This is a genomic window from Asticcacaulis sp. P2_B1, assembly GCF_056404915.1.
Map to the genome: position 1 here is coordinate 95,916 of NZ_JBFUDD010000008.1, position 14,274 is coordinate 110,189.

General features: G+C 60.1%; 17 protein-coding genes. 6 read left to right on the top strand and 11 right to left on the bottom strand.

Features of this window, described 5'->3' with window-relative positions; translation table 11 throughout:
* Window positions 1-94 precede the first annotated feature (94 nt).
* Entirely contained in the window at window positions 95-1,258 is a 1,164-nt protein-coding gene (locus AC1DX3_RS16740; protein WP_476990461.1) for a serine hydrolase domain-containing protein, read from the top strand.
* Here AC1DX3_RS16740 and AC1DX3_RS16745 read toward each other — a convergent pair whose 3' ends face one another.
* Genes AC1DX3_RS16745 through AC1DX3_RS16755 form a run of 3 tightly spaced genes read right to left on the bottom strand, consistent with a single transcriptional unit; the run spans window position 1,259 to window position 2,816 of the window.
* Window positions 1,259-1,603 carry an antibiotic biosynthesis monooxygenase family protein gene (locus AC1DX3_RS16745; protein ID WP_476990462.1) on the bottom strand — a complete coding sequence of 115 codons (345 nt, stop codon included), beginning with the start codon at window positions 1,601-1,603 and terminating at the stop codon, window positions 1,259-1,261.
* Window positions 1,600-1,929 (bottom strand): NIPSNAP family protein, encoded by a 330-nt coding sequence (locus tag AC1DX3_RS16750; protein ID WP_476990463.1) that lies wholly within the window; start codon window positions 1,927-1,929, stop codon window positions 1,600-1,602. The genes AC1DX3_RS16745 and AC1DX3_RS16750 overlap by 4 nt, the downstream gene beginning before the upstream one ends.
* Window positions 1,926-2,816 carry an alpha/beta hydrolase gene (locus AC1DX3_RS16755; protein ID WP_476990464.1) on the bottom strand — a complete coding sequence of 297 codons (891 nt, stop codon included), beginning with the start codon at window positions 2,814-2,816 and terminating at the stop codon, window positions 1,926-1,928. The genes AC1DX3_RS16750 and AC1DX3_RS16755 overlap by 4 nt, the downstream gene beginning before the upstream one ends.
* An 82-nt stretch (window positions 2,817-2,898) precedes the next feature.
* On the opposite strand from AC1DX3_RS16755, the gene AC1DX3_RS16760 reads away from it, so the two are divergent.
* Window positions 2,899-3,579, top strand: coding sequence for an ArsR/SmtB family transcription factor (locus tag AC1DX3_RS16760; protein WP_476990465.1), 681 nt, complete (start codon window positions 2,899-2,901; stop codon window positions 3,577-3,579).
* On the opposite strand, the gene AC1DX3_RS16765 is transcribed toward AC1DX3_RS16760, so the two are convergent.
* Together AC1DX3_RS16765 and AC1DX3_RS16770 are read right to left on the bottom strand one after the other, a co-directional pair.
* Window positions 3,576-4,013 (bottom strand): PaaI family thioesterase, encoded by a 438-nt coding sequence (locus AC1DX3_RS16765; protein WP_476990466.1) that lies wholly within the window; start codon window positions 4,011-4,013, stop codon window positions 3,576-3,578. The two genes, AC1DX3_RS16760 and AC1DX3_RS16765, sit on opposite strands and share 4 nt — an antisense overlap.
* 5 nt (window positions 4,014-4,018) lie before the next feature.
* Window positions 4,019-4,462, bottom strand: coding sequence for a PaaI family thioesterase (locus tag AC1DX3_RS16770; RefSeq protein ID WP_476990467.1), 444 nt, complete (start codon window positions 4,460-4,462; stop codon window positions 4,019-4,021).
* A gap of 227 nt (window positions 4,463-4,689) precedes the next feature.
* Here AC1DX3_RS16770 and queC point away from each other — a divergent pair, with 227 nt between their 5' ends.
* The 3 genes from queC to AC1DX3_RS16785 all read left to right on the top strand — a co-directional run bounded on the left by queC (window position 4,690) and on the right by AC1DX3_RS16785 (window position 8,193).
* The gene (queC, locus tag AC1DX3_RS16775) at window positions 4,690-5,439 is read left to right on the top strand and encodes a 7-cyano-7-deazaguanine synthase QueC (protein ID WP_476990468.1); all 750 of its coding nucleotides are present in this window, start codon (window positions 4,690-4,692) and stop codon (window positions 5,437-5,439) included.
* Entirely contained in the window at window positions 5,436-6,071 is a 636-nt protein-coding gene (gene queE, locus AC1DX3_RS16780) for a 7-carboxy-7-deazaguanine synthase (RefSeq protein WP_476990550.1), read from the top strand. Before queC ends, queE begins: the two co-directional genes overlap by 4 nt.
* A gap of 76 nt (window positions 6,072-6,147) precedes the next feature.
* Window positions 6,148-8,193 carry an alpha/beta hydrolase family protein gene (locus tag AC1DX3_RS16785; RefSeq protein ID WP_476990469.1) on the top strand — a complete coding sequence of 682 codons (2,046 nt, stop codon included), beginning with the start codon at window positions 6,148-6,150 and terminating at the stop codon, window positions 8,191-8,193.
* Window positions 8,194-8,199: 6 nt separating this feature from the next.
* Here AC1DX3_RS16785 and AC1DX3_RS16790 read toward each other — a convergent pair whose 3' ends face one another.
* The 4 genes from AC1DX3_RS16790 to aroC form a co-directional block, all read right to left on the bottom strand.
* Window positions 8,200-8,673, bottom strand: coding sequence for a hypothetical protein (locus AC1DX3_RS16790; protein ID WP_476990470.1), 474 nt, complete (start codon window positions 8,671-8,673; stop codon window positions 8,200-8,202).
* Window positions 8,674-8,725: 52 nt separating this feature from the next.
* On the bottom strand, window positions 8,726-9,433 hold the full coding sequence (locus AC1DX3_RS16795) for a pirin family protein (protein ID WP_476990471.1): 708 nt from the start codon (window positions 9,431-9,433) through the stop codon (window positions 8,726-8,728).
* A 68-nt stretch (window positions 9,434-9,501) separates the two neighbouring features.
* Entirely contained in the window at window positions 9,502-9,924 is a 423-nt protein-coding gene (locus AC1DX3_RS16800) for a hypothetical protein (RefSeq protein ID WP_476990472.1), read from the bottom strand.
* A gap of 279 nt (window positions 9,925-10,203) precedes the next feature.
* Window positions 10,204-11,307 (bottom strand): chorismate synthase, encoded by a 1,104-nt coding sequence (gene aroC / locus AC1DX3_RS16805; RefSeq protein WP_476990473.1) that lies wholly within the window; start codon window positions 11,305-11,307, stop codon window positions 10,204-10,206.
* Window positions 11,308-11,437: 130 nt separating this feature from the next.
* Between aroC and AC1DX3_RS16810 the strand changes: the two genes are divergently transcribed.
* Window positions 11,438-12,718, top strand: a complete 1,281-nt coding sequence (locus AC1DX3_RS16810; protein ID WP_476990474.1) for a dicarboxylate/amino acid:cation symporter — start codon at window positions 11,438-11,440, stop codon at window positions 12,716-12,718.
* Here the strand turns inward: AC1DX3_RS16810 and AC1DX3_RS16815 are convergent.
* Window positions 12,715-13,452: a GNAT family N-acetyltransferase gene (locus AC1DX3_RS16815; protein WP_476990475.1), complete on the bottom strand. Its 738-nt coding sequence runs from the start codon at window positions 13,450-13,452 to the stop codon at window positions 12,715-12,717. The genes AC1DX3_RS16810 and AC1DX3_RS16815 overlap by 4 nt on opposite strands.
* A 51-nt stretch (window positions 13,453-13,503) precedes the next feature.
* Window positions 13,504-14,274 carry a DnaJ C-terminal domain-containing protein gene (locus tag AC1DX3_RS16820; RefSeq protein ID WP_476990476.1) on the bottom strand — a complete coding sequence of 257 codons (771 nt, stop codon included), beginning with the start codon at window positions 14,272-14,274 and terminating at the stop codon, window positions 13,504-13,506.

Here is a 14,274-nt window from a genome sequence, read left to right on the forward strand (position 1 = left end):
CCCCAAAAGGGGCGAAGAAAAGAGAAGACAGGGAAGACTTGGGGCCTCAGGCCCCGTGGGCGCCCAGTCAAACCCCATAAGTTTGGAGGCTACCATGCTCACCGCCGCGCTCGCTCTCGCCACCGGTCTCCTCGCTGCCCCCAATCTTCCGGCCCCTCTCGAAATCGACGCTAAAATCCACGAAGCCATGGCGCAAACCCATGCCAAGGGCCTCGCCATCGCCGTCATCGACGAAGGCCACGTCGCCTACGTCCAGGCCTACGGCGTCCGCAACGCCGCCGGCGATCCGCTCCTCCCTGATACCGTCATGTACGGCGCCTCGCTCACCAAAACCGTCGTCGCCTACACCACCCTGCAACTGGTCGACCAAGGTAAACTCAAACTCGATACCCCCCTGGCTGACGATCTCGACAAACCCCTGATCGATTACGACCCTGAAGCCATCTTCCCCGACAAATACGGCCCCTACAAAACCCTGGCCGGCGACGATCGCTGGAAACAGATCACGCCGCGTATGGTCCTGACCCACTCGACCGGCTTCGCCAACTTCTGGTGGCTCGAACCCGATCAGAAACTCCACATCCACTTCGATCCCGGCACCCACTACAGCTATTCCGGCGAAGGCCTGATCCTCCTGCAATTTGTCATCGATAACGGCAAGAAATCGCAAGGCCTCGGCACGGCCATCGAAACCCTGACCCAGCCCAATTTCGACCGCCTCGGCATGACCCGTACCTCCCTGGTCTGGCGTCCCGACTTCCGCCCCAACCTGGCCGATGGCTGGAACGACAAGGGCGAGGTCGGCGAACACGACGAACGCAGCAAGGCGCGCGCCGCCGGCTCCATGGACACCACCATCACCGACCTGTCGAAGTTCGTCGCTGCCCTGGTCAAGGGCGATGGCCTGTCGCCCGCCTCCCGCGCCGAAATGGTTAAACCCTTACTCCACATCGGCACGCGCACCCAATTCCCACCGTTCCAGGACGATCTGCCGCCCGACCAACAGCGGAAAGATCTGGCCGCGGGTCTCGGCGTCATCGTCTTCGACGGTCCGCAAGGCCACGGCTTCTTCAAGGGCGGCCACGACGGCCAAACCGCCAACACCATGGTCTGTGTCGAAAACCACAAACGCTGCGTCCTCATCCTGTCGAACGACGTCCGCTCCGAAGCCGCCTTCGCCGACCTGGTCAAGTTCGTCCTCGGCGATACCGGCGTACCCTATGACTGGGAATATGGCGATCAGCCCGGCAAGTCTTAATCAACTGTTGACCATGCGCGAATCCGCCGGCGCCTGATCCCTATCGTTCATGCCGTAGTCGCGGATGACGCTGGCGATCCTCAGACGATAATCCGTGAAAATACCATGCCGGCCGGCCGTCTGCGCCCAGCGGTGCGGCTCGACATTGCGCCACGCCGCTACCGCATCCTCGTCGCGCCAGAACGACAACGATAGCAATCGCTTGGGATTGCTCAGCGACTGGAAACGCTCGATGGAGATAAAGCCGTCGATCCCTTCCAACCGCGGTTTCAGGCTGGCGGCTAGGTCGAGATAGGCGTCTCTCTGCCCCTCTGCCGGCTCAACCTCGAAAATGACGGCGATCATGACGGGTTCCGATCCAGGGTGCCGGCGACGTCCTCCAGAAAGGTTCGCTCCTCGCGCTGGATAAAGCGCATCTCCTGCGCTATGGCGAAATTGGCGATGCCTTCGACATCGGCACGCAAGCGGGCGCGATAGGCCTCATAGGCCGCCAGGTTATCGAAACGTATCAGGCCCCAGGCGATGTCGTTTGTCCCCTCCGACGGCAGAAAATAGCCGATCAGATGGCCGCCACAGCGCGGAATGATGCGGCCCCAGGCCTCGGCATAGGTCCGGAAAGCCTCGCGTTGAAAGGGATCGATCTGGTAGCGGATAAAGCAGGTCAGGCTCATGGTTTAATTCTCAATTGTTGACGGATGAAGTCTTCGCAGGCGGCATAAAGGGCAAAACGATTGGCTTCGAGATGCAGCAGGTGCGTGCCACACGCGACCGTCGCTTCGTGAAACAGCGGCGCCGGCACGCGGCCACGGAACCAGGCGATGTCATCGGCGTCGCACACCTTGTCCCAAGCGCCATGCACGATCAGGGTCGGGCAGGCGAGCGCACCAGGGTCGTAGCCGAGGTGTCCGCCCCAAGCCGCGGCCAGGTCGTTGTAGGCGTGACACGGCACGCGCACGCTGGGCGGGTTGCGTTCTGCGTTGCTGGGATCGGTCGCCAGCCATTTCGGCGCCCAGCCATCGAAATGCACACGCGACAAGACCTGGGACTCACCCGCCGGCACATCTTCGACAAAGCGGCGATATTGGTCGTCGGCCGTAATCAGCTTCCAGCCTTCCAAGGTGGCATCAGCTGTCCCCCGGCGCTGCGCGATCGGACCGAACAAAATCAAGGCTTTGATCTTATCAGAGCAGGCCGTCGAAAACATACCTATCGGTATGCTGCCCCAGCTGTGGGCGATGATAACGATCTGGGCATAACTGGTCTCGGACAGAATAGCCGTGACCGCCGAAGCAATCTGTTCGGACGCCGGAACGGTCGGCAGGTGCTCGCCACGCGAAGCACCATAACCGGCAAAATCCAGGCCCCAGACATCGAAGCCGGCGGCGTTCAAACTGTCGGCCCAGGAATAGCCGTCGAACCTGTGCCCAACCGAAAGGGCAATGGGGAACGTAGCGCCGTGAATATAGAGCACGGGCTGGCCGGCGCCGGCCAATGACCTGGAAGCATGCCGCCATAGGGAGAGCGGGCAGGGATGGGTGAGGCGAGTGAAGATGTCCATGCCGCCATCCTAAGGATTGACGACCATCGACAGTTCGATCACGATCGAAGCATGCCGAATATTTTCGTTGTAGGATCATGCCATGAAAAACGGTCCCGACATTGCCTACCTCGCTGCTCTTATAGGTGACCCCGCCCGCGCCAATATGCTGACCGCCCTGATGTCGGGCAAGGCGCTGACCTCGTCGGAACTGGCCCTCGAAGCCGGCATCACTCCTGCCACGGCCAGTTCGCATCTCGCCAAATTGGCCGAAGGCGGACTGATCTGCCAGATACCCCAAGGCCGTCATCGCTATTGGAGCCTGGCCGATGCCGCCGTGGCCGAGGTGCTGGAAAACCTGATGGGGCTAGCCGTCCGATCCGGCGGCCGCGTGCGCACCGGACCGAAGGAGCCGGCCCTACGCAAGGCGCGCGTCTGTTATGACCACCTGGCGGGCGATCTCGGCGTCCACCTGTTCGATAGTCTGATCGAAAAAAGCGTTATTGTTCAAAACAATGCGGGCGTAAGCTTAGGCCCCACGGCAGGCCGGTTTATCGAAGACATGCATCTCGACCTGACATCCGGCCATCGCGCCACCTGCCGGGCCTGTCTCGATTGGAGCGCACGCCGCCATCATCTCGCCGGCAAGCTGGGCGCCGCCCTGTTGCAGCGCTTTTTCGCCCTCGGCTGGGCGCATCGCGACAAGGACTCACGCGTCGTCACCTTCTCAGCTGATGGCGAACGGCAGTTCCTGTTGCTGACACGGATCGACGCGGCCGCTTAACCGATCAGGAAATGCGCCTGCAAGGTGGCGATCGGATGATGCTTGTGTTCCTGCCACGCGGACACCTCGACATTGGCGACCGTCCGGCCGACACGGTTCAGCACGGCGCGGGCATAGGTCGCCACCGGCTTGCCAGGGCGCAGATACTGCACGGCGACATTGATCGGCTTGGGGATATGGTCGAAGTTTTCGCTGAAAGCCAGTTGCGCCATGGCGGTGATTTCCATGAAGGCGCCGATGACGCCGCCGTGCAGGGCCGGGATCATCGGATTGCCGATCAGCTTGGCGGCAAATGGCAGGTGCGCCGTCAATTCGTCGCCGGCCAGTTCCAGTTGGACACCAAGAAAAGCGGCGAACGGGATTGAGGCCAGAACGGCTTCCGGATGCGGCCGGTCATTAGGATTGGTTAAATTGCCGGAATTGCTGTGCGCCATAATACTTACGCTTTCGACTTCAGGGTCGGCGTGGAAATGATAAAGGCCGCCTGGGCGGCTGCGACCGGGTCGTCAGGACTGACTTCATAGGCAAACGCGCGGACGAAACCGATCGAGCGCGTCACCTTGTAGCACTTGGCGGTGACCTTTAAGATGTTGTCGGGCATGGCCGGGCGCATGTAATCGATACGCAGGTCGAGTGTCGCTACTGGTTTATATTCATTGAGCTTGTCCCACACCGCCATGCCGCAGCAGTGGTCCAGCATGGCCGTCACGACGCCAGAAGCAATGACTCTCGTTTCGGGATCGCCGACCAGGTCGTCGCGATAGGGCAGGGAGGTCGTGACTCCGTCGTCGCTACGGCCGACATATTGCGCTCCGATCGCCTTCATGTAGGGCGTGTGTTCGACAATCGTGGCGAACATCTCGGAAAAGTGCGGCTGGCTCATGGCGAACTCATTTTTGTCTTGTCGGGACATTCTTGCGCATCTTGACCGCCGCGTCAAAACCTAATCCGACAGCTATGGGACATAGCGGTCGGCAAGGGCGAACGCCCGTCCGAGCTTATGCGAGGAGCCCGGCGGCGCTTGAGCCAAAAAAAGCAAAAAATCCTTGCAAAACCAACCAAAGGRGCATTTTACATGGAACATCCCTTATCTGTAACGAAAGCCCAACGATGTCCGCGTCCCTGGACCATGTTCCCGCCGCCAAATCCGCTCTGGTCCTGTTCTCCGGTGGCCAGGACAGCGCCACCTGCCTGGCCTGGGCGCTGACCCACTTTGAGCGCGTCGAGACGGTCGGTTTCGACTACGGCCAAAGGCACAGCATCGAGATGATCCAGCGCCAGACCGTGCTCAAACATTTCCGGGATGTCTTTCCGTTGGCGCGCACGCGCCTGGGCGAAGACCATGTCTGCGACCTGAAAGGCTTCGGCGCCGTTGCCGAATCGTCCCTGACGCGTGAAACCGAGATCGTGATGACGAAGCGCGGGCTGCCGTCGTCCTTCGTGCCTGGCCGCAACCTGGTCTTCTTCGTTTACGCCGCCGCCGTGGCCGACCGCCGCGGCATGGACCATCTGGTCGGCGGCATGTGCGAAACCGACTTTTCCGGCTATCCGGACTGCCGCAACAACACCCTGCAGTCGATGCAACAGACCCTGCAACTGGGTATCGAACGCCCGTTCGAAATCCATACGCCGCTGATGTGGCTCGACAAGGCCCAGACCTGGGCGCTGTCAAAGGAACTCGGCGGCCAGCCCCTGGTCGACATGATCCTCGAAGACACCCACACCTGCTATATGGGCGAACGCGGTGAGCGCCACACTTGGGGCTATGGCTGTGGTGACTGCCCGGCCTGTCAGTTGCGCAAGACCGGCTTCGAGCATTTCCTCGAACCCCAGCCGACCTCCCAGCCGCAATCGCGCTGATGTATAGCTTCAAGGAAATCTTCCTGACCCTGCAAGGCGAGGGCGGCCAGTCCGGTCGCGTCAATGTCTTCGCCCGCTTTTCCGGCTGCAATCTATGGAGCGGCCGCGAACAGGACCGCGCCATGGCCGCTTGCGATTTCTGCGACACCGATTTCGTAGGCACGGATGGAGAGAACGGGGGTAAGTTCCCCAAGCCGGCCGACGTCGTCGCAGCGTTAGATGCCGTCTGGGGTGGCCACTATACAGCCCAAAAAGCGGTGGTTTTCACCGGGGGCGAACCCTTGCTGCAACTGGATGCCGAATTGATCGCCGCCGTCAAAGCGGGCGGCTATTTCATCGCCGTCGAGACCAACGGCACTCTGAAAGCCCCCGATGGCATCGACTGGATCTGCGTCAGCCCCAAGGCCGACAATCGCCTGCATCAGACGCACGGCCAGGAATTGAAACTGGTGTGGCCCCAGGCCCAGGTCGATCCCGCCGAATTCCTCGGCCTGGATTTCGAACGCTTTTACCTCCAGCCCAAGGATAACCGCGACCAGGCCGCCAATACTCAAGCCGTCATCGACTATTGCCTGTCGCACCCGCAGTGGCGCATGAGCGTCCAGACACACAAACTGGTCGGGTTGAAATAAGGGGCTTACCCTTTTGAAAGCGTTTACATTATTGCCCCAAGTGCTAGTCTGGCGGTAACAGATCGAGGGGACGAACATGACGAAATTGAATCGCCGGCACGTGCTGGCCGCCGGATTGGGCGGCGGCGTGCTGAGTTTTGCCGGCCTGCGGGCGCGGGCGGCCGACGCAGCCGGTGATCCGCCGCCTCTGGCCGACTACGCCAAATCTCCGGTCATCGCCCATATTTCGATATCACCTGACGCGCAAAAGATCGCCGTCATCACCCAGGACGGCGACGACCAGTACCTCAAGACCTTCAGTCGCAACTCGCCGGACGTCCACACAATCGGCTTCGGCAAACCCAAGATACGCGGAATCTCGTGGGCCGACAACGACCATGTCATGGTCGTGACATCGTTGACGGTCGCTCTTGAACTCTATGGCGGCTTTATCCAGGAATTTCCGCAGGCGCGAATCTTCGATCCTGTCACGGGCAAATTCAAGCTGTTGTGGGACAAACTGCCTGACATCAGCAATGCTGTCGCGTTCGGCCAACTGCGTCGCATCAAGACGGCGGACGGCTATAAGATCATCAGCTCGACCCTGGCTACGATCGACACCAACATGACCAATCTCGGTGCCGAGGACCCGCGAAGCATCTGCCTCGACGCTTTTTCGTCCGACCCGAACAAGGTTTCCAGCCAACCCGACACGTTGAAGAGCATCGCCAATAGCAGTCTGCCGTGCTTCCCGGCTGAGGTATCGGATATTGTCCTGTCTCCCGATGGCCACGTGTTGGCTGCGGCCATGCAGGGGGAATTGTCGCATGGCGTATCGAAGTCCTGGGCCGTGCTGTGGAACCAGGCGGGACCGGGCGAGCGGGTCTTCATGAAAGAGGTCTACCGCACCAACTATACGACTCAGCCGCCCGAACTCCTGGGTCTGAGCGCCGACGGCGCCAGCGTCCTGATGACGGTGATGGATGACGACGGTTGGAGCTTTTATGTCATCGACAGCCATGGCAAGCTTAGCCCCACTTTGAGTGCGGGGAATCCGAATACCGAGCGCGGCGCTTTGTTCCATCCTGTAACCTGGCGCCACGCCGGTTTCGCCAACTATGGCGAGGTCCTGACCTATAGCTACAGCGATCCGTTGATGGATCAGATCGCGAAGGCCTTGCCTCAGGTTATCGGCGAAGAGTACCGTACAGAGATCGTCGATTTCGCCGAGGACCCGCGGCAATTGATTGTCCGGGTCGAAGGCGCCGACGATCCCGGCAGCTACTGGTTCCTCGATCTCGGCGCCGGCGTCACGACCTCGCTCGGCAGCATCTATCCGCAGTTGCCGCAGGCGTGGGTGACGCAGAAAACGGCAATACAATATAAGGCGGGTGACGGATTGGACATCCCGGCGTACCTCACCTTGCCGCCGGGCAGGCCCGCGAAGGATTTGCCGCTGATTGTCCTGCCGCATGGCGGGCCCGAAGCCCGCGACCACATCGATTTCGACTGGCAGGTCCAGGCCCTGGCGTCGCGCGGCTATGCCGTCTTGCAACCCAATTACCGCGGCTCGTCAGGCTACGGCATAGCCTTCACCCAGGCGGGCTACGGCGAATTCGGACGCAAGATGCAAACCGACCTCAGCGATGGAGTACGGTTCCTGGTGGCGCAGGGCACGGTCGACCCAAAGCGTGTGGCTATCTGCGGCGCATCCTATGGTGGCTATGCGGCCCTGGCCGGCGCGACGCTCGACCCGGGCGTCTATAATTGCGCGATTTCGATTGCCGGCGTCTCAGATCTCAAACTCAAAATGCAGATGCTCAAGGACAAGAGCGTCAACAAGTACGGTTCTTCTATGCTGTACTGGCAGAACTATTTCGGCGACAAGACTGACCTCGACGCCATTTCACCGATTGCCCACGTCGACCGAGTCACTATTCCGATCCTGTTGATCCACGGCAAGGACGATACCGTTGTCGAATACGAACACAGCGTGCGTATGGAAAAGGCGCTGAAGGCAGCCGGCAAAAGCGTCGACCTTATCTCCTACGCCGGTCAGGACCATTGGGAAACGATCCAGTCGTCGCGTATCGACATGATCACGCGCATCGTGGATTTTCTGAAACTTCACAATCCGGCCTGATGAGCCTTACGGCCGGCTCTTCGCCATCTCGGCCGTCGCCATGGCGCAGCCCTTGAGCACTTCCGTGCCGACGTGAACCTCGGCCGTCAGCGGATAGCGGCGCTCGCTCATCCCGTCTGAACAGGTGGCGACAGCAAGATTGACGGTCAGTTCGCCGGTTTGCAAAGCAGCCTGGTTACCATTGACCACAAAATCCGCCGGCATGTAGTCCTTCTCGGGTGCATCGGGACGGCTCAGTTTTATACCCTCCGGTTTAACCGTCAGGCCCCAGAAGGGCTCGGTGCCGTTCAACGAGACCGGTTCACGCAGATCCACCGTGTTTAACACATGCACGGCAGGCGGCGCATTCGCAGCGGCCGGCGGTTCCGATGGTGCTTCTGACGGCGCATCGGCTGGCGCTTCGGCCGGAGTCGAATCCATCGACCGCGAACAGGCCGCCAGGGTAAGGCACATAAAAAGAAGAGGCAGGCGAGGGGACATGGGGCGCTCCGGATGGCGCAGCCTAACACCATCCGGCACGTCCTGAAAGCCCTTAGGCCGCGTCGAGCAGCACCACCTCGGCGTCTTCCAACGCGGTGATGGTCAATGACGCTTCATCCTTGATAGCGGCGCCGTCGCGTGGTCCCAATTCGACGCCATTGACCATCGCGCGGCCTTTGGCGACGACCAAGTACAGATGCCTCTCCGCACCGGTGTCGACGGGCGTGTAGACTTCGCTCTGATCTTTCAGCAGGGTGGCGCCCAGCAAACGCGCTGGCGTATGAATTTTCAACGCGTCAGCGTCGCTATCGAAACCCGACGCCAGGGCGACGAACTTGCCCGACCGGTCGTCCTTCGGGAAGGGCTTTGCGCCCCAGGACGGTTTTTGGCCGCGCACATTGGGCTGCACCCAGATCTGGAACAGAGTCGTCTTGACGTTTTCGACATTGTATTCGGCGTGTCGGATACCGGTGCCTGCGGACATCACTTGCACATCGCCAGCTTCGGTCCGGCCCTTGTTGCCTAGGGAATCCTCGTGAGTAATGGCGCCTTCGCGGACATAGGTGATGATTTCCATATTGTCGTGCGGATGCGGCGGAAAGCCCGACTGCGGGTCGATTTCATCATCGTTCCACACGCGGATCGAACCCCAGCCCATCTTGGTGGGGTCATAATAACTTGCAAAGGAAAAGTGGTGTTTGGCGTTCAGCCAGCCGTGATTGGCTCCGCCCAGCTGATTGAAGGGTCTCTTGTCGATCATGGGAAAATCTCCTTGGTTGACGAGAATATAAGTGTAACCGATTTGATTACAATATGTCAGCTATGATGCTACTTACAGCCTTGGTCGTCAGTCGGCTTAAGGAGGCGGAAATTCGACAGCAGCATGGGACCGATGGGATGGGGCCACATTTCCATGCCCATCATTTCGCTTTCGATCGGGCAGGTCGACGTATAATGCTTTTCATAAGCATTCGGCTTGATGATCATCATCGCGGCATCGAGTTTTAGTTTTCCATTCAGATTATGCTCGATCGTCATGAACATTCCTGAAGTGGTGTCCGTTTGGCCATAGGACACCACCAGTACGTTGTCGGGCAAGGCGGCCAGTTCCTCGGAGGCTAAGTCTCCTGTCAAGGCGGGTAAGGAGGCGTTGTTGGGGTTGTCGGCAGGGCGATCGTCGACGTCTATCTTCGCCGGAAAATGCGGGGCAAAGGCTTTGGAAAAAAGCGGGAATGCCCAGCCTGTCGCCATCGACCGGGAACTGGACTGCGAACGTTTCGCCGGGAAAGATTAGTATCTTGCCGTCTTCTACGACATAGGGCGCTGGACTGACAGGAACGTCTTGAAAATGTGTGGCGTCTTGCCAAACGATCGCCTGGTAGACGCCGGTGCGACATGCCGCCTTGGCGCACAATTCCGCCACTTTGTCCTTGTCGTACGAGTCTTTCGCTTCCACCGGCATCGCCGTGATTAAGGCCGTTGCCGCGAAAAGTATCGTGAAAATTCGCATTCTTTCCCCCCTTTGTTCAGTTAACCGACTTTGTGAATTCCGCCGCCGGTCTGACCGCGATGGCGCAGATACGCATCCAGCAACACGCACGACATCATGGCTTCGGCCACTGGCACCGCGCGGATTCCGACGCAAGGGTCATGACGCCCTTTGGTCAGTAGCTCGACCTCCTGGCCCGTCATATCGATCGACTCGCGCTTGTTGAGAATCGACGAGGTCGGTTTCAGAGCCATCCGCGCGACCACGGTTTGCCCGGTCGAAATCCCGCCCAGCACGCCGCCGGCATGGTTGGATTTGAACTCCGGACCGTCCGGGCCCATGCGCATCTCATCGGCATTGTCTTCGCCCGACAACTCCGCCGCGGCAAAGCCTTCGCCGATTTCGACGCCCTTGACGGCATTGATGGTCATCAGGGCGCCGGCCAGTTCGCTGTCGAGCTTGCCGTAGATAGGTGCGCCCCAACCGGCCGGCACGCCCTCGGCCTGGACTTCAACGACGGCGCCGATCGACGATCCCGCCTTGCGGATGCCATCGAGATAGTTTTCCCATAGAGTAACGGACGCCGGATCGGGGCAAAAGAAGGGATTTTCGCCGACGATATCCCAATCCCAATTGCCGCGCGCCGCCTTATGCACGCCCAATTGCACCAGGGCGCCGCGCACCTTGAGATGCTCGCCTATCAGGGTTTGCAACACCTTCAAAGCCACCGCGCCGGCCGCCACACGTGCCGCGGTTTCACGCGCGCTCGACCGTCCGCCGCCGCGATAATCGCGCACGCCGTACTTGGCGAAATAGGTATAGTCGGCATGCCCAGGGCGAAACTGCTGGGCGATATCGCCATAATCCTTCGAGCGCTGATCGGTGTTTTCGATCAGGATCGAGATCGGCGTACCCGTGGTCACGCCTTCAAAAACGCCGGACAGTATCTTCGCCTCGTCGGCCTCGCGCCGCTGGGTAACGAAGCGCGAGCCGCCGGGTTTGCGCCGGTCCATCGCCCATTGGATGTCGTTCTCGCTCAGCGGCACACCCGGCGGGCAGCCGTCGATGACGCAGCCGAGTGCCAGTCCGTGGCTTTCGCCCCAGGTCGTGACGCGGAAAAGATGGCCGAAGGTATTGTGCGACATGGGAATTTCCAAAGATAAACAGGCCTTGGCTTTAGTGGAATTCACCTCAGCCTGCAATTTTTTTAGTGTGCAAATCGCCCATCACGTGGCCATATGTCGGAGACTGGTTTCACACGAAAGCACCTTGGCCATGCTCACGTTTCTCGGCAAGATTCCCTTCTGGCTCAAGACCGTCGTCGCTTTCGCCGCCGGTATTGCCGTGGCGCTCTATTGGGGTAAGGACGCCCTGCCGGTGTTTAATCCCATCGGCGACACCTATATCCGCGCCATCAAGATGCTGGTCGCGCCGCTTGTCTTTTTCACCATCGCCAGTTCGGTGGCGCGCCTGGGCCATCAGGAAGAGGGCGCGGAAAAAGGCGCCGGCGGCCGTGCGCTGCGTTTGGGCGCCTATACGATCGGCTGGTTCATGCTGACCTCGGCCATCGCCGTCTCGATCGGCCTCGCCATCGGGATCTACTTCCAACCGGGGCTCGGCGTCGGCCACCTGCCGCTCGACACGTCGCCGGTTAAGGTCATTCCGGGCCCTGTCGAAGTCATTACCGGCATCATTCCGTCGAACATTTTCCAGAGCTTTGCCGAGGGCAAGGTGCTGAGCATCGTCTTTTTCGCCATTCTGGTCGGCGCAGCCTTGGGGGCTTTGGGTAACAAAACCAAGGAGTTGGGGACGCTGATTGAACAGGGCTCTCAGGTCATGTTCAAGCTGACGCGCTGGATCATTCAATTGACGCCTATCGGCGTCTTCGGCCTGATCGGCAGCGTCGTCGCCGGCTACGGCCTCGAGGCCCTGCGACCGCTTATCCCCTATATCGGCCTGATCTATATGGGCTGCCTGATCGAAATCTTCCTGGTTTATCCGACTCTGCTGAAACTGCACGGCCTGCGCGTCACCGGCTTCTATAAAGGCATTTTCACCGCCCAGCAGACGGCCTTCTTCACGTGTTCGTCGATCGGTACCTTGCCGGTGTCGCTGCAAGTGGCGGTCGACAACCTCAAACTATCGAAAGCCTATGCGGGGTTTGCCTTGCCGCTGGGCGCCAATATGAAGATGGATGGCTGCGGCGCCATCTATCCGGCGATTTCGGCCATCTTCACCGCCAACTATTTCGGCGTCCACCTGACGCCGACCCACTATATTATCATTGCGCTCAGCAGCATTCTGGGCTCGCTGGCGACCGCCGGTGTGCCGGGCGTCGCCACGGTCATGCTGACGGTCACCCTCTCGGCCGCCGGCCTGCCTTTGGAGGGCTTGGCGCTCCTGGCCGCCATCGACCGTATCCTCGACATGATGCGCACGGCGACCAATGTCACAAGCCAGCTGGTCTGCGCCACCCTGGTCAGCCGCGAGAACGGCCTGATTGAAGCCGACTCGCCGCTGCTATCCAAAACCGCGGCCAAGGTTGCAAAAATTTAGGCGCTTTCCATGGCGCGCAAGGCCATAGCCCGCAAAGCCCTCTTCTGTACGCCGGCCTCGTCGAAATTGGCGGCGTTCAACCAAGCGACCAGCCGCGCCTCGACCTGTGGCCATTCCTCGCAAATCACTGCATACCAAGCGGTATCCCGTCTGCGGCCCTTGGTGACAATGGCGTTGCGGAAAACCCCTTCAAAGGTGAAGCCCAGCCGCAAGGCTGCGGCATTCGACGGCGCGTTCAACTGATCGCACTTCCATTCGTAGCGGCGGTAGCCGTGCTCAAAGGCGTGTTTCATCATCAGATACATGGCTTCGGTCGCCACGGTCGATCTCTGCAATGACGGTGAAAAGGTCAGGCCGCCAATTTCAACGCAGCCATTGGGGCAATCATACCGCATATAGCTGGCGTGACCGACCGGTTGGTCACCCTTCAGGATAACAAAGGTGTGGAAGTCCCTGTTTTTTTGGTAGGTTTCGATACTGTCAGCCAGTTCCTCAGCCGATCCGAACGGGCCGTAGGGCAGGTAGCTGAACATCCGCCCGTCGTCCTTGGCATATTCTTCGAACAACCCTTGCGCAAACACCCTGTCATAGGGCTCGACGCTGCATGTCCGGCCGATCAATTCGGCGCCCGGCAATTTATGGCAGCCGTGCCAGTCCGGCAGGGCTTTGCCGATCGGGTTGCCGAAAGCGTCGTTGCGAATGCCGAGCGACGGGCTGAAATCCTGATAGGGCATATGGCTTCCTCTTCTGGTCTCTTTGCCAGAGGTTAGCCACAGATTCCGGCCTTAGGCCACCCACTTTTGCCGGAAGTCGCTCACAGCTTCGTGCCATGGCCGCACGGTATCGGCAGCGGCCTCCAAACGGAGATAGAGATTACCCGCGGCGGCCATGCCGGTGGCTGGCAAACCCAGCCCATTCAGGCAAAGACTCGAGCCGCGCGGCGTGTCCTTGGCGACATCAACCGGGTGCGGTCCGTGGGGCGTCATGACCTCCGCCGTGCCGCCTGTCGCGAACAGGCGCGCTTCGATGCGTGCCGTCATCCAGATGTCGTCACCCCAGGCACGGCAATGCGGTTCGGTGTCGATCGCAATATGAAACAGCTGCTCCGCCCGCGCTGCGCCGGCCGTTTTCAGCGCCAACGTATCGCCATTACGCAGCCCTTTCGGTAAGTCGATACGCACGGTCTTCATCTGGGTCAGAGACGTCAGTTCCTCGTGTACGCCGGAGACTTCAAGCGCCGGGACATCGCGCTGAATTTCGCCACCGAGGATGGCCTGTTCCAGGGTAATGCGCAATTCAATCGCGTCACCGTGCGTCAAATCCTGCAATAATTCAGGTTCATGGACCGATGTCCTGCTGTCCGACATCAACATGTCGCGCGCTCTTAAGATGCGCCGAAGCAAGATATCGCTGCCGCCATTGACGTCGGGATGAGCTTCTTTCAGCTTTTGGCGAAAGGCATTGCGCACATCGTCTTCACTCACCTGACCGCCCAACCCGAGCTCACTCAGCGCGCCGGCTCGCGTGTCCGTATCGAGACTTTTTACCAATGCCAT